Source organism: Aeromonas salmonicida, from assembly GCF_028355655.1.
GTDB lineage: Bacteria > Pseudomonadota > Gammaproteobacteria > Enterobacterales > Aeromonadaceae > Aeromonas > Aeromonas salmonicida.
In genome coordinates this window covers 2,200,252-2,213,991 of sequence record NZ_CP110645.1, presented here as the reverse complement: position 1 = coordinate 2,213,991, position 13,740 = coordinate 2,200,252, and the positions used below count along the sequence as shown (strand labels likewise).

11 protein-coding genes are annotated in these 13,740 nt (G+C 63.3%); 5 read left to right on the top strand and 6 right to left on the bottom strand.

Annotation, left to right across the window (positions count from 1 at the left end; genetic code table 11):
* Positions 1-10 precede the first annotated feature (10 nt).
* The 6 genes from ONZ54_RS10555 to ONZ54_RS10530 form a co-directional block, all read right to left on the bottom strand.
* Entirely contained in the window at positions 11-772 is a 762-nt protein-coding gene (locus ONZ54_RS10555) for an SDR family oxidoreductase (RefSeq protein WP_271788110.1), read from the bottom strand.
* 69 nt (positions 773-841) lie between these two features.
* Positions 842-1,762, bottom strand: a complete 921-nt coding sequence (mmsB, locus tag ONZ54_RS10550) for a 3-hydroxyisobutyrate dehydrogenase (protein WP_271788109.1) — start codon at positions 1,760-1,762, stop codon at positions 842-844.
* Between the two features lie 77 nt (positions 1,763-1,839).
* The gene (locus ONZ54_RS10545) at positions 1,840-2,952 is read right to left on the bottom strand and encodes an enoyl-CoA hydratase/isomerase family protein (protein ID WP_271788108.1); all 1,113 of its coding nucleotides are present in this window, start codon (positions 2,950-2,952) and stop codon (positions 1,840-1,842) included.
* The gene (locus ONZ54_RS10540) at positions 2,945-3,742 is read right to left on the bottom strand and encodes an enoyl-CoA hydratase (protein WP_271788107.1); all 798 of its coding nucleotides are present in this window, start codon (positions 3,740-3,742) and stop codon (positions 2,945-2,947) included. The genes ONZ54_RS10545 and ONZ54_RS10540 overlap by 8 nt, the downstream gene beginning before the upstream one ends.
* 297 nt (positions 3,743-4,039) lie before the next feature.
* A complete protein-coding gene (locus tag ONZ54_RS10535) occupies positions 4,040-5,197 on the bottom strand; it encodes an acyl-CoA dehydrogenase family protein (RefSeq protein WP_271788106.1) in 1,158 nt (385 codons plus the stop codon).
* Positions 5,198-5,311: 114 nt separating this feature from the next.
* Positions 5,312-6,823: a CoA-acylating methylmalonate-semialdehyde dehydrogenase gene (locus ONZ54_RS10530; RefSeq protein ID WP_271788105.1), complete on the bottom strand. Its 1,512-nt coding sequence runs from the start codon at positions 6,821-6,823 to the stop codon at positions 5,312-5,314.
* Between the two features lie 252 nt (positions 6,824-7,075).
* On the opposite strand from ONZ54_RS10530, the gene ONZ54_RS10525 reads away from it, so the two are divergent.
* The 5 genes from ONZ54_RS10525 to ONZ54_RS10505 all read left to right on the top strand — a co-directional run bounded on the left by ONZ54_RS10525 (position 7,076) and on the right by ONZ54_RS10505 (position 13,732).
* Positions 7,076-8,224, top strand: coding sequence for an isovaleryl-CoA dehydrogenase (locus tag ONZ54_RS10525; protein ID WP_059168002.1), 1,149 nt, complete (start codon positions 7,076-7,078; stop codon positions 8,222-8,224).
* Complete coding sequence (locus ONZ54_RS10520; RefSeq protein ID WP_271788104.1) at positions 8,221-9,840, top strand: carboxyl transferase domain-containing protein; 1,620 nt, start codon at positions 8,221-8,223, stop codon at positions 9,838-9,840. The genes ONZ54_RS10525 and ONZ54_RS10520 overlap by 4 nt, the downstream gene beginning before the upstream one ends.
* Positions 9,841-9,850: 10 nt before the next feature.
* A complete protein-coding gene (locus tag ONZ54_RS10515) occupies positions 9,851-10,690 on the top strand; it encodes an enoyl-CoA hydratase-related protein (RefSeq protein ID WP_271788103.1) in 840 nt (279 codons plus the stop codon).
* A gap of 103 nt (positions 10,691-10,793) precedes the next feature.
* Positions 10,794-12,779, top strand: a complete 1,986-nt coding sequence (locus tag ONZ54_RS10510; protein ID WP_271788102.1) for an acetyl/propionyl/methylcrotonyl-CoA carboxylase subunit alpha — start codon at positions 10,794-10,796, stop codon at positions 12,777-12,779.
* 14 nt (positions 12,780-12,793) lie between these two features.
* Entirely contained in the window at positions 12,794-13,732 is a 939-nt protein-coding gene (locus ONZ54_RS10505) for a hydroxymethylglutaryl-CoA lyase (protein ID WP_021140236.1), read from the top strand.
* Positions 13,733-13,740 lie beyond the last annotated feature (8 nt).

Below are 13,740 nucleotides of genomic sequence, written 5' to 3'. Positions count from 1 at the left end.
GGCGACAAAACTAGAGTCTCAGGCCACCGTCGAGCTCTATCATGCGGCCCGACAGATAGTCATTGGCGAGAATAAAATGCACGGTGTCGGCCAGCTGGTGCGCCTCCCCCAGGACGCCAACCGGGATGGCCTGCTGCATGCGGGCCATTGCCTCCGGTTTCATCGCCGCCGTCATGTCGGTGGCAAACACGCCGGGGGCTATGCCCATCACCCGAATGCCGTGACGAGCCAGCTCCCGCCCCCAGGTCACCACCAGAGAGGCCACTCCCGCCTTGCTGGCGGCATAGTTGCTCTGGCCCATGTTGCCGGCACGGGCAATGGAGGAGATGTTGACGATGACACCACCCTGCCCCCCCTGGGCCATCAGGGCCGCCCCTTCGCGACCACAGAGGAAGGTGCCGGTCAGGTTGACGTCGATGACGGCCTGCCACTGGGCCAGACTCATCTTCTCCACCAGCGCGCCCTCTTTCACCTTGATCAGCATGCCGTCCCGCAGGATACCGGCGCAGTTGATGAGGCCATGCAAGGCGCCAAGTTGCTCTTTGATGGCACTAAAGGTCGCCTCAACCTCGGCTTCGCTCGCCACGTTGCAGACGAACAGGGTGCATTGACCATCGCGACTGCGCACCTCGGCTTCGGTCACCTCCAAATCCGCACGATTCACATCGATCAACGCCAGCACGGCGCCCTGACTGGCAAGGCTCAGGGCGATGGCGCGGCCGAGCCCCCGCCCCGCGCCCGTGACGGCGATGATCTTCTGCTTGATATCCATGGGTACTCCTTGCCAGTTTGTCTGGCCATACATGATTGGGTGAATGAGTTGAGAGCAGAGCACCCGAGATCAACCGGCTTTGGACTGATCCCGCATTTTATCCAGATAGAGCTCGACGATGCTGGAGAAATCCTTGCTCTCCTGGCCCTGGCTTGCGTGCAGGTTGAACAGGTTGCGGGCAAGCGCCCCCATGGGGACAGCGCTGTGGGCATGCTCGGCCAGCGCCATGGCCAGTCCCAAATCTTTGACCATCAAGCGGGTCATAAAGCCCCCCTGATAATTGCGGGCGGCGGGCACGTTTTCCATCACACCAGGCCAGGGGTTGTAGCGCTCCAGGCTCCAGTTGTTGCCCGAGCTCTTGCCCATGATGGTGGAGAGCACGCTCGGATCCAGCCCCTCCTTCACCCCGAGCGCCAACGCCTCGGCGGTGCCCGCCATGTGGATGGCGAGCAGCATGTTGTTGCACATCTTGGCGATCTGGCCCGCCCCCAGCGCTCCGGCATGAAACAGGTTCTGCCCCATGTGGGCCAGAATGGGGCTGGCCGCCTCGAAATCCGCCAGTTCACCGCCGACGATGAAGGTGAGGGTCCCTGCGCTCGCCCCCGCCACGCCACCCGAAACGGGGGCATCGACAAAGCGAATGCCGCGCGCCTTCGCCGCCTCCCCCACCTGGCGGGCCGAAGCCACATCTATGGTGGAGCAGTCGATCGCCAGGGCTCCCGCTGGCAAGGCCGCCAGCAGATCCTGTCCGCCATTGCCTGCGAGCCAAAGTGCCCGTACATGCTCACCGGCGGGCAGCATGCTGATGACCACCTCGCAATCGGCCACCGCCTCGCGGGCATTCCCGGCGGCGATACAACCGGCGGCGATCGCCTTGGCGATACTCTCCGGCATCAAGTCAAATACCCGGACCCCGTGCCCCGCCCTGGCCAGATTGGCGGCCATGGGGCCCCCCATATTGCCCAGCCCGATAAATCCAATCCTTGTCATCTCGTTTGCTCCTTGCCGTGCTGGCTCTCCAGCAACCTGTGTCCGTTCATCCGCCCTGATGCCTTCCCGTCGAAGGCTCAAGGCGCCAGGGGGTTTTTCCCTTCGGGCCAGCGATAGAAAGCATCCAGCCAGTCAGTGCCGGCTTGCGACGCCTGCCAACGGGGGGACTTGTCCTTGTCGATGAGCAGTGCCCGCACCCCTTCCACAAAATCCCCTTTCAACACGCAATTGACCGACAGCGCCAGCTCACCGGCAAACACCTCGGCCAGCGACTGGCGGCGCGCCTGCCAGTACTGGCGCCACAGAATGGCGCGGCTGATGGGACTGCCGCCGCGACATGTTTCGCGGGCCTGCGCCAGGCTCCCTTCACCCAGATCAGGATCGAAGCTGGCATCAAACACGCTGTCCAGCACCCCTTGCAGGGTGCGCCCGACCAGCAGGGCGTCAATTTTGGCCCTGTGGGGCAAGAGCACAGGCGCTGGCAGCTTTTTGTCTGCCTCTGCCTGCAAGCCCCTCAACAGCTGATCGATCTGCTCCCGTGGCGCCTGGCTGCCACACCAGTCCAACCCGGCCAGGCGAGGCAACAAGGCCGCACGCTCACTGCTGGCGATGGCGTGATCCGCCAGCCCCAGGCCAATGGCATCCGCGCCGTTGAAACGGGCGCCGGTCAGACCGAGCCAGAGCCCGAGTCGCCCCGGCATCCGGCTCAAAAACCAGCTGGCCCCCACATCCGGATAGAGGCCGATCGTCACCTCCGGCATGGCGAACAGGCTCTTCTCGGTCACCACCCGAAAATCGGCGCCAGCGAACAAGCCTATGCCACCCCCCATGCAGATGCCATCCGCCACACAGATGAGGGGCTTGCCGTAGCGGTGGATATGGTGATCGAGCCGATACTCCTGCTCAAAGAAATCCTGCGCATAGCCAAACAGCGCCAGCTCGCTCTCCTCCTGTCTGCAGTAATAGAAGGAGCGGATGTCACCACCGGCGCAAAATGCCTTCTCGCCGGCCCCTTGCAACAGCACGCAGACCACGCCGGGATCCTGCTCCCAGCGCGTGAGCTCGCGCTGCAGAGCCTGGATCATCGGCAGGCTCAGGGCATTGAGAGACGCAGGACTGTCCAGAGTCAGGACACCGATATGATGGCCGTCCGCCGTGGGATGGGTCTCTATGCGAACCGATTCACTCATTCGTCACTCCATTGGATTTTTCATACTGCCAGCGGGGCGGGCGCTTCTCCAGGAAGGCCGCCACCCCTTCACGCTGGTTGGCGTCTGCAAACAGCTCGAGAAACAGGCTTCGCTCCAGCGGCAAGGCGGCATCACGAGGGCCGCTGCGCCCCTGATTGATAAGGGTCTTGCAGGCGCGCAGGGCGCTCGGGCTCTGACGCTCCACCAGCTGGGCCATCTGGTGCGCCGCGTCCCAGGCGTGACCATCTTTGACCACCTCCTCCACCAGCCCCATCTCGTAGGCCAGGGTGGCGCTGACCTTCTCGCCACACAAAATCATACGCTTGGCCCAGCCAGGCCCCACCAGCTCTGTGAGCCGCTGGGTGCCACCCGCGCAGGGCAGCAAGCCCACGGAGGCTTCCGGCAACCCAAGCTTGGCTTGCAGCTCGGCGATGCGGATGTCGCAGGCCAGCGCCACTTCCAGCCCGCCACCCATGGCGTAACCATTGATGGCGGCTATGCTGACGCCATGAAAACGTGCCAGCGCCTCGAAAGCATGACCAAAAGCCTCGGCTACCTCGCGAGCATGGTCCAGATCGCCATCGGCAAACATCTTGAGATCGGCGCCGGCGCAGAAGAACTTGTCCCCTGCCCCGCGGATCACCAAGGCCACCACATCGGGGCGACTGTCGAGCTCCACCATCATCTGCAAGAAGGCCTGCAAGCTGGCCAGGGTCCAGGTGTTGGCGGGCGGATGGTCGAGGGTGATATAGGCCACGTGACCGTGATATTCGAGCCTGATCCTTGTCATTGCATTGTCCTTGTGAATGAGACTGCCCCATGATGACAGGGTTGAATGGAGCCAACCTTCGGCTGGCTCACAAAGCCTGATGACGTCTCGGAGGCAGATAGTATGTTACGCCAGCGACAGGCCGGGCTTCGCCAGCAAGCGGCAGACGATGCACAATCCCATCCCCCGCCCTGGCGTCGTCCAGGCAATGGTGCCTGTCCCCTTACTCCAGCGACAGACCAGAGTCTGCCAGCAGGCGACGGGCGCTGATCAGCCGCATCACCTGCCTTGGCGCTCTCCAGGAAAAGCGGCGCCCCCTTACTCCAGTGACAGACCGGGATCCGCCAGCAGGCGACGGGCGATGATCAGCCTCATCACCTCGTTGGTGCCTTCCAGAATGCGATGTACCCGGGTATCGCGCAGGTAGCGCTCAAGCGGGTACTCGCGGATATAACCATAGCCGCCAAAGAGTTGCAGAGCCTCGTCACAGACGCGATAACCTACGTCGGTGGCAAAACGCTTGGCCATGGCACACCAGGCGCTCTTGTCCGGACTGCCTCTGTCCAGCTTGTCGGCAGCCTGGCGTACCATCAGGCGTGCTGCCGCCAGCTCGGTGGCCATGTCGGCGAGGCGAAACTGCACGCTCTGGAATTCGCTGATGGGGTGGCCAAACTGCTGGCGCTGCTGCACATAGCGCAGAGCATCGTCCAGCGCCTGCTGGGCGGTACCCACAGAGCAGGTGGCGATGTTGATACGCCCGCCATCCAGCGCCTGCATGGCGAACTTGAACCCTTCCCCCTCCTGCCCCAGCCGATAGCTGGCGGGAATGCGCACCCCGTTGAAGGCCACCTCCCGGGTCGGCTGACTGTTCCAGCCCATCTTCTCCTCCGCCTTGCCGTAGACAATCCCCTCACTACCGGCTGGCACCATGAAGGCAGAGATCCCCTTGGCCCCGTCGCCTCCGGTGCGAGCCATCACCACCAGCACATCCGTGCTGCCCGCCCCCGAGATGAACACCTTGCTGCCGTCGATGAGGTAGTCCTCGCCGTCACGCACCGCACGAGTCTTGAGGGCCGCCGCATCTGAGCCAGCACCGGGCTCGGTCAGGCAATAGGAGCCCAGCAGTTCGCCGCTGGCGAGTCTGGGCACCCACTCCTCGGCAACCGCGGCAGGCAGCCAGCTGCCCAGCATCCAGCTCACCATGTTGTGGATGGTCAGATAAGCCGTGGTGGAGGTGCAGCCCATGGCGAGACGCTCAAAAATCAGGCTGGCATCGAGCCGGGGCAGACCGAGCCCGCCGTACTGTTCCGGGGTATAGAGGCCGCAAAAGCCGAGCGCCGCCGCCTGCTTGATGGTGGGGATGGGAAACTCGTGATCTCTGTCCCAGCGGGCGGCATGGGGTTTGAACGCCTCATTGGCAAAGGCGGTGGCCGCCTCGACATAAGCCTGTTGATCCTCGGTCAGGGTAAAGTCCATTTTGTCCGCTTCCTTGTATCCTTTGTCTGTTGTCTCTGTGGCCCGCGCTCAACGCAGGCTGATGTCAGGTTCGCGCCGGTCGGCATTGCCAAGTCCTGTGTCTTTTCGCCCCCCTTAACGCAGGCTGATGGTCATATTGGGGCCTGTGGGGATATCCTCGTCGAACCAGCGCTCAGTCACCGTTTTGGTCTCGGTATAGAAGCGCACCGCCTGCTTGCCGTAGGCGTGCAGATCCCCGTAAAAAGAGCCACGCCAGCCGGTAAAGGAGAAAAATGGCAGCGGCACCGGAATGGGCACGTTGATCCCCACCTGACCCACGGCCACCTCGTGGCGAAACTTGCGGGCCGCCGCGCCGCAGCCGGTGAAGATGGCGGTGCCATTGCCGTAGGGGTTGGTGTTGATGAGGGTCAGCGCTTCGTCCAGATTGTCTACTTCCAGGCAGGCAAGCACAGGGCCGAAAATCTCCTCTTTATAAATTCGCATCTCGGGCGTCACGCCGCGAAACAGGGTCGGCCCCACCCAGTTGCCCACCGGATAGCCCGCCACATCGCAGAAGCGACCATCGAGCAGACACTCAGCCCCCTCCTTGATCCCCGCTTCGATGAGGCCCTCTACCCTGACTTTCGCCTCCGGGCTGATGAGGGGACCATAGGCTGCTTGCGGATCGTGCCAGACCCCGGGCCTTACCTTGGCAAACTCGGCGGCAAGCTCGGGGATCCAGTCGCGGGCACTGCCGACAAACACAGCCACACTGATGGCCATGCAGCGTTGACCGGCCGCGCCAACGCCAGCCCCCACCAGGTTGCTCAGCACCTGCCCCTTGTTGGCGTCCGGCATGATCACCATGTGATTCTTGGCACCGACAAAACACTGGGCCCGTTTGAGGTGTTCGGTGGCGGTGCGATAGACGTGAGCCCCGACCCGGGCAGAGCCGACGAAGCTGACCGCCTTCACATCGGGATGACACAGCAGCGCATCCACCTGCTCGGCGCCGCCGTGCACAACGGAGAGGATGCCTTTGGGGGCTCCCGCCTCGGTGAACAGCTCGGCCAGCCGCATGGGGGTAAGCGGATCCTGCTCGGAAGGCTTGAGCACGAAGCCGTTTCCGCAAGCTACCGCCAGCGGGAACATCCACAGGGGTATCATGGCAGGGAAGTTGAACGGTGTGATGCCGGCACAGACCCCCAGCGGCTGCACCCAGGAGTGGCCATCGACCCTGCGCGCCACGTTGCCTATTGTCTCTCCCATGGTCTGGCTGGCGATGCCACAGGCCTGCTCCACCACCTCGATGCCGCGCCACACATCCCCCCTGGCGTCCGCCAGATTCTTGCCGGTCTCCTGGGCCAGCAGGGAGGCCAGCTCATCGTGATGGGCTTTAAGCAGATGCTGGTAGTTGAACATGACCCGCGCCCGCTCGGGGGCGGGCACATCCCGCCACAGCAGATAGGCGTCGTGAGCGCTGCGCACCGCGCGCTCCACCTCGGCCGGGGTCGCTTTGGGCACGCGTGCCAGCAGGCTCTGATCCGCCGGATTGGTCACCTCGATCCACGCCTCGCTCGTGGAAGCACAGGCCTCGCCACCGATATAAAGCGGCACATCACCGTACTGGGTCTGATGGTTGCTCATGCCCTGCTCTCCTTGCTGGCAGGCTGCAATGGATATTGGCTTGTCATGCCGCTCACTCCTTGAGGTCGGTTGATGGAGGGGGACGAGCCGCCTTGCAGCCGCCACCCGACAAATTTACCTTAGACTAACAATCAATTTACGTTTACGCTAACGTAAACTTAACTCACAAATGGACTGACCAGTTTGACACCTTGTTTACGACCATAGGGGCTGTCAGATGGGTGAGAACCAACCATTCAAAGGAGAGCAAGGATGCACGCAGTGATGGATGAGACCCTCAGCGCCCTGACCGAGCAGGTCGAGGCCTTCTGCCAGAAAGTGATAGCGCCGCGCGCCAGCGAGATCGATCACAGCAACGTGTTTCCGCGGGATCTCTGGCCCCAAATGGGCGAACTCGGGTTGCACGGCATCACAGTGTCGGAAGAGTATGACGGCGTGAACCTCGGTTATCTGGCACACGTGCTGGTGATGGAACAGGTGAGCCGCGCCAGCGCCTCGGTCGGCCTCTCCTACGGCGCCCACTCCAACCTCTGCATCAACCAGATCCACCGCCACGGCACGCCCGATCAGAAGGCGCGCTATCTGCCCTCCCTCGTCAGCGGCGAGCACGTGGGCGCACTGGCCATGAGCGAGACGGGTGCAGGCTCCGATGTTGTCAGCATGCGGCTTACCGCCAAGCACGATGGCGATCACTTCGTGCTGAACGGCAACAAGATGTGGATCACCAATGGCCCGGATGCCGACACCTTTGTCATCTATGCCAAAACCGATACCAGCGCCGGGCCCAAGGGGATTTCGGCCTTTATCGTCGAGGCGGGTACACAAGGTTTCACCACGGCCCAGAAGCTCGACAAGCTCGGCATGCGCGGCTCCAGCACCTGCGAGCTGGTATTTGACAACTGCCGCGTCCCGCAGGAGAACCTGCTCGGCAGCTTGCACGGCGGGGCCCGGGTACTGATGAGCGGTCTCGATTACGAACGGGTGGTGCTGGCCGCCGGCCCCCTTGGCATCATGCAGGCCTGCATGGACGTTGTGCTGCCCTATGTGCGCGAGCGCAAGCAGTTCGGTCAGGCCATAGGTGAGTTCCAGCTGGTACAGGGCAAGCTGGCGGACATGTATACCCGTCTGGCCAGCAGCCGGGCTCTGGTCTACTCGGTGGCGAGCGCCTGCGATCAGGGCCGCACCAGTCGCAAGGATTGCGCCGCCGCCATTTTGTTTGCCGCCGAGAATGCCACCCAGATGGCGCTGGATGCCATCCAGCTCTTGGGGGGCAATGGCTACATCAACGAGTATCCCACCGGTCGCCTGCTGCGGGACGCCAAGCTCTACGAGATAGGCGCCGGCACCTCGGAGATCCGCCGCTGGCTCATCGGTCGGGAGCTGATGGGAGAGAACGCATGAGTCAGATACACTCCCGTCTCGACACGGCCAGCCCGGAATTTGCCGCCAACAAAGCGGCGATGCAGACGCTGGTCGACGATCTCAATGCCCGGCTCGCCGAGATAGCCCAGGGCGGGGGTGCGGCCAACAACGCCCGCCATCAGGCCCGTGGCAAGCTGCTGCCCCGTGAGCGCATCAACCAGCTGCTGGACCCGGGTTCGCCTTTTCTCGAACTCTCAGCGCTGGCTGCCTGGCAGGTCTATGACGAGCCTGTACCCGCTGCCGGCATCATCACGGGACTCGGCCAGATTGCGGGCAGGCTCTGCCTGCTGGTGGTGAACGATGCCACCGTCAAGGGGGGCACCTACTACCCGCTGACAGTGAAAAAACACCTGCGGGCCCAGGCCATCGCCGAGCGCCTGCGCCTGCCCTGCCTCTATCTGGTGGATTCCGGCGGCGCCTTCTTGCCCATGCAGGACGAGGTGTTTCCCGACCGGGAGCACTTCGGTCGCATCTTCTACAACCAGGCCCGCATGTCCGCCCAAAACATTCCCCAGCTGGCGGTGGTGATGGGGCTATGTACCGCCGGGGGCGCCTATGTACCCGCCATGGCGGATGAATCCATCATGGTCAAGGAACAGGCCACCATCTTTCTGGCGGGGCCCCCACTGGTCAAAGCGGCCACCGGCGAGGAGATCAGCGCCGAGGCCCTGGGCGGCGCAGAGGTGCACTGCGCTCACTCAGGCGTTGCAGATCACATGGCGCGAGACGATGCCCATGCCCTGGCCATAGCCCGCACCCTGGTTGGCAATCTGGGGGAAAATACTATTCCGGCGTCGAGTTTCGCTTCGCGCGACCCGGGCTATGACGAACCCCGGCACCCCATTGAGGAGCTCTACGGTCTGGTGGGCACCAGCCTCAAGCGCCCTTACGATGCCCGCGAGCTCATCGCCCGTCTGGTGGATGGCTCCGTATTTGACGAATTCAAGGCACTGTTCGGCACTACCCTGGTGACGGGGTTTGCCCGCATCTGTGGCATGCAGGTGGGGATCCTTGCCAACAACGGCGTGTTGCACAGCGACAGCGCCCAGAAAGGCGCCCACTTTATCCAGCTCTGCAACAAGCGCTCCATTCCCCTGCTGTTCCTGCAAAATATCACCGGCTTTATGGTGGGCAGTACCGCAGAGCGGGAAGGCATCGCCAAACATGGGGCCAAACTGGTCACCGCCGTGGCCTGCAGCCGGGTACCCAAGATAACCCTGATCGTCGGCGGCAGCTTCGGCGCGGGCAACTACGGCATGTGTGGCCGCGCCTATGAGCCCGATTTTCTGTTCAGCTGGCCCAACAGTCGCATCTCTGTCATGGGCGGCGAGCAGGCTGCCGGTGTGCTGGTACAGGTGCGCCGGGACAAGCTGGCCGTTGAGGGCAAGGTATTGAGCGAGCAGGAAGCCGCCGCCATCCGTGCGCCCGTGATCGCCCAGTATGAACAACAGGGTCACCCCTATTACGCCAGCGCGCGGTTATGGGATGACGGCGTCATAGACCCGGCGCAAAGCCGCACAGTGCTGGCGCTGGCGCTGGCCGCCTGCCGGGGTGCTGAGCCGGGACCTGAGCAATACGGCATCTTCCGGATGTAAGGAGTTCGTCATGTCCGATCCACTTTTCAATGATCTTCCGGCGGGATTTCGCCTGGAGCGCCATGGACCACTGGCTGAACTGGTGCTGTCACGTCCCGCTCGCCACAACGCTTTTGATGCTGACCTCATGCTGGGGCTGCTCGATTGCCTCGACGAACTGGCCCATCTTCATGGTCAATCGCTCGCCGAACGCCCCCATGCCTTGCTGCTGCGCGCAGAGGGCAGACACTTTTGTGCCGGCGCCGATCTCAACTGGATGCGCAATCTCGCTCACGCCGACTTTGAACACAACAGGGAAGACGCCCGGGTACTGGCGAGGCTGATGCAAACCCTGGATGAGCTCCCTTTCCCCACCCTGGCGCTGGTGCAGGGAGCCGCCTATGGCGGTGCATTGGGCCTTGTCTGTGCCTGCGATCTGGTGCTGGCCAGCGAAGATGCACGCTTCTGCCTCTCCGAGGTGAGCCTGGGGCTGGTACCTGCGGTGATCAGCCCCTATGTGGTGCGCACCATGGGCATGCGCCAGGCACGCCGTTACATGCTGAGCGCCGAACCCTTCGATGCCATCACCGCCTGCCGGCTCAATGTGGCGCACCAGCTGACCAAGCCGGAGCAGTTGCTGGCCGAAGGGCGCGCGCTGGCCATGCGCCTGTGTCGCAACGGCCCGGAGGCGATGAAAGAGACCAAGCGACTACTGGCCGCCATCGAAAGCCATACCGCCCGCCTCCATGAAGAGAAAACCGTCGAGACCATAGCCCGGGTGCGGGTCGGGCTCGAGGCTCAGGAGGGGATGCAGGCCTTTTTTGATAAACGCCCCCCCAGCTGGCGCCCCCGTTTCAAGGATGAAGCATGACTCACAGCAACACCGTCAAGCGACTGCAGATCGCCAACCGCGGCGAGGACAATCGCCGCTCATCATCCAATTCTGCCTTTTCAGCGCAATGTGAGGAGCCGTCATGACCAACCAGACGCCGATTAGACGGCTGTTGATTGCCAACCGCGGCGAAATCGCCGTGCGCATCATCAAGACAGCCCGTCGGCTCGGCATCCACACCATAGCCCTCTACTCGGATGCCGACCAAAATGCCATGCATGTGCGGGAAGCCGACGAAGCCTGGCATCTGGGACCTGCCCCCGTGCGGGAGAGCTATCTCGATGCGGCCAAGGTACTGCGCATCACCCAGCAGGCAGGCGCCGATGCCATCCATCCCGGTTACGGCTTTTTGTCGGAAAACAGCGACTTTGCCACCGCCTGCGAGCAACGTGGTGTGCGTTTTATCGGCCCCAGTGGCGCGGCTATCCTCGCCATGGGGGACAAGTCCGGTGCCAAGTCGCTGATGCAGGCAGCCGGCGTTCCCGTGCTGCCCGGCTATCACGGCACGGATCAGCGCCTCGAGCTGCTGCGCGAGCAGGCATTGCTGACCGGCTTGCCGCTGCTGATCAAGGCGGCCAGCGGGGGCGGTGGCAAGGGGATGCGCCTGGTCGAACAGATCGACGAATTTGACGAGGCGCTGGCGGCAGTGAAACGCGAAGCGCTGGGCGCCTTTGGCGATGACAGCGTCTTGCTGGAGCGCTACTTGCCCAAGGCCCGTCATGTGGAGGTGCAGGTGTTTGCCGACAGCCTCGGCAACGCCATCTATCTGGGGGACAGGGATTGCTCCTTGCAGCGACGCCACCAGAAGGTGATTGAAGAGGCCCCCGCCCCAGACATCCCCCCGTCACTGCGCCAAGCCATGGGGCAAGCCGCCGTCGCCGCTGCCAAAGCCATCGATTATCGAGGGGCTGGTACCATCGAATTTTTGCTGTGCGGGGACGAATTCTTCTTTATGGAGATGAACACTCGCCTGCAGGTGGAACACCCTGTCACCGAGAGTGTCACCGGCCAGGACCTGGTGGCCTGGCAGTTGGCGGTCGCCGAAGGCAAGCCCCTGCCCCTGACCCAGGAGGAGGTGGTCCTGCACGGCCATGCGGTAGAAGCGCGCCTTTATGCCGAGGATGTGGCAGCCGGTTTTCTGCCCGCCAGCGGCCCCATAGAGTGGCTGCACTGGCCGGACGGAGTGCGCATCGACACAGGTGTGACTGCCGGAGATGACGTCAGCCCCTATTACGATCCCATGATTGCCAAGCTGATTGCCCACGGCCAGAGCCGAGCAGAAGCCTTTGGCAGGCTCGCCGATGCGCTGGGTGCGCTGGAACTCGGCCCTCTGGTGCACAACGGCCCCTTGTTGCTGCGCCTGTGTCAGGAGCCAGACGTGCTGGCCATGCGCCATCACACCCAGTGGCCCATCCCCACAGAACCATTGGCAGTGCCCGAGCTTGCCTGGCCGCTGGCCACCCTCTGGCTCGCCAGCCGCAGTGCAGGCAGCGCCCCCTGGCAACAGGCATCCGGCTTTCGTCTGGGTCAACGCAAAAACTGGACGGCGGCGGTACAGATCGGCGGTGAGGCACGGGTACTGAGCCTCACCGAATGTGCAGGCAAGCTTGAGTGGCAGGGAGAGCAAATTCCCTATGCGCTGGGCGCTGATCATATCCGCCTGCAACATGCAGGGTGCTGGCAGCGCTACCCCATACAGCCTGTTGGGGCGAGGGATTTCATGGTGCAACTGGATGGGCAACGTATTCGCTTTTGCCCCCATGATCACGCGCACCAGACCCATCATGATCACAGCAGCACCACCATGCAGGGCGCCATTGCCCCCATGCATGGCATCGTAGTGGCACTGCTGGTCGAGGCCGGGCAACACGTCAGCAAAGGGCAACCCCTGCTGGTACTGGAGGCGATGAAGATGGAGCACGTCTTGAAAGCCGAACAAGACGGTGTGATCGATACCCTGCAATGCAAAGCAGGGGAACAGGTGAGTCAGGGCGCCGTGCTGGTACGTTTTACCGATGCCGGCCTGGCCGATGAAAGCACGCTGAAGACGCAAGAGAGCAGTACATGAAAAGAGAATCTGGCATGCAGGACGACAAGGTAAGCCTGGTGGAGATGGGCCCGCGCGATGGCCTGCAAAACGAAGCCAATGCCCTGCCCCTTATCCAGCGGCTTGAGCTGATAGCCCGTCTCGTCGAGAGCGGCTTGCAGCGCATCGAGGTGGGGGCCTTCGTCTCCCCCAGGCGAGTGCCGCAGATGGCCGACTCTGCCGAACTGTTCAAGGCCCTGCCGCGCAAGGGGCCCACCCGCTACGGTGCCCTGGTGCCCAACTTGCAAGGCCTTCAGGCCGCCATTGCCGCCCGGGCTGACGAGATTGGTCTGTTCACCGCCTGTTCCGACGGTTTTACCCGCGCCAATATCGGCATCGGTGTGGAGGAGTCACTGGTGCGCTTCGCCCCCCTGGTGCAGGAGGCACGCAGCCTCGGCATCAAGGTGCGCGGTTATCTCTCCACCGTCATCGCCTGCCCCTTCGATGGCCCGACCCGCCCGAAACGGGTAGCGGCCATGGCCGAGCGACTCCTTGATCTCGGTTGTCATGAGATCTCGCTGGGGGACACCATAGGAGTCGGTACCCCTGGCACGGTCGCCCCCATGCTGGATGCTGTGCTGCACGAGATCCCGGCAGGACGACTCGCGGTCCATTTTCACGACACCTATGGCCAGGGCTTGGCCAATTTGCTGCCGGCGCTGGAGCGCGGCATCCGCACCATAGACTGCTCGGTAGCCGGACTCGGCGGGTGCCCCTACGCACCGGGTGCCTCTGGCAACGTCGCCTCGGAGGAGGTGATCTATCTGCTGCACGGCCTTGGCATGAGCACAGGGGTGGATCTGGACAAGCTGGCGGCCACCGGCCAATGGGTAAGCGAGCGGCTCGGCCGTCCCAACGGCTCCCGGGTCGGCCAGGCCCTCCACGCCAATGCAGAGCGGCTGCGGATGCGCCTTTGCCAGTCATCCTCGCACTAACAGGAGTC

Bases quoted from the DNA above. Each gene is read 5' to 3' on its own strand.
- ONZ54_RS10545 (WP_271788108.1), bottom strand. From the start codon at position 2,952: ATGAGTGAATCGGTTCGCATAGAGACCCATCCCACGGCGGACGGCCAT.
- ONZ54_RS10515 (WP_271788103.1), top strand. From the start codon at position 9,851: ATGTCCGATCCACTTTTCAATGATCTTCCGGCGGGATTTCGCCTGGAG.
- ONZ54_RS10530 (WP_271788105.1), bottom strand. From the start codon at position 6,823: ATGAGCAACCATCAGACCCAGTACGGTGATGTGCCGCTTTATATCGGT.
- ONZ54_RS10510 (WP_271788102.1), top strand. From the start codon at position 10,794: ATGACCAACCAGACGCCGATTAGACGGCTGTTGATTGCCAACCGCGGC.
- ONZ54_RS10520 (WP_271788104.1), top strand. From the start codon at position 8,221: ATGAGTCAGATACACTCCCGTCTCGACACGGCCAGCCCGGAATTTGCC.
- ONZ54_RS10505 (WP_021140236.1), top strand. From the start codon at position 12,794: ATGCAGGACGACAAGGTAAGCCTGGTGGAGATGGGCCCGCGCGATGGC.
- ONZ54_RS10555 (WP_271788110.1), bottom strand. From the start codon at position 772: ATGGATATCAAGCAGAAGATCATCGCCGTCACGGGCGCGGGGCGGGGG.
- ONZ54_RS10535 (WP_271788106.1), bottom strand. From the start codon at position 5,197: ATGGACTTTACCCTGACCGAGGATCAACAGGCTTATGTCGAGGCGGCC.
- mmsB (WP_271788109.1), bottom strand. From the start codon at position 1,762: ATGACAAGGATTGGATTTATCGGGCTGGGCAATATGGGGGGCCCCATG.
- ONZ54_RS10525 (WP_059168002.1), top strand. From the start codon at position 7,076: ATGCACGCAGTGATGGATGAGACCCTCAGCGCCCTGACCGAGCAGGTC.
- ONZ54_RS10540 (WP_271788107.1), bottom strand. From the start codon at position 3,742: ATGACAAGGATCAGGCTCGAATATCACGGTCACGTGGCCTATATCACC.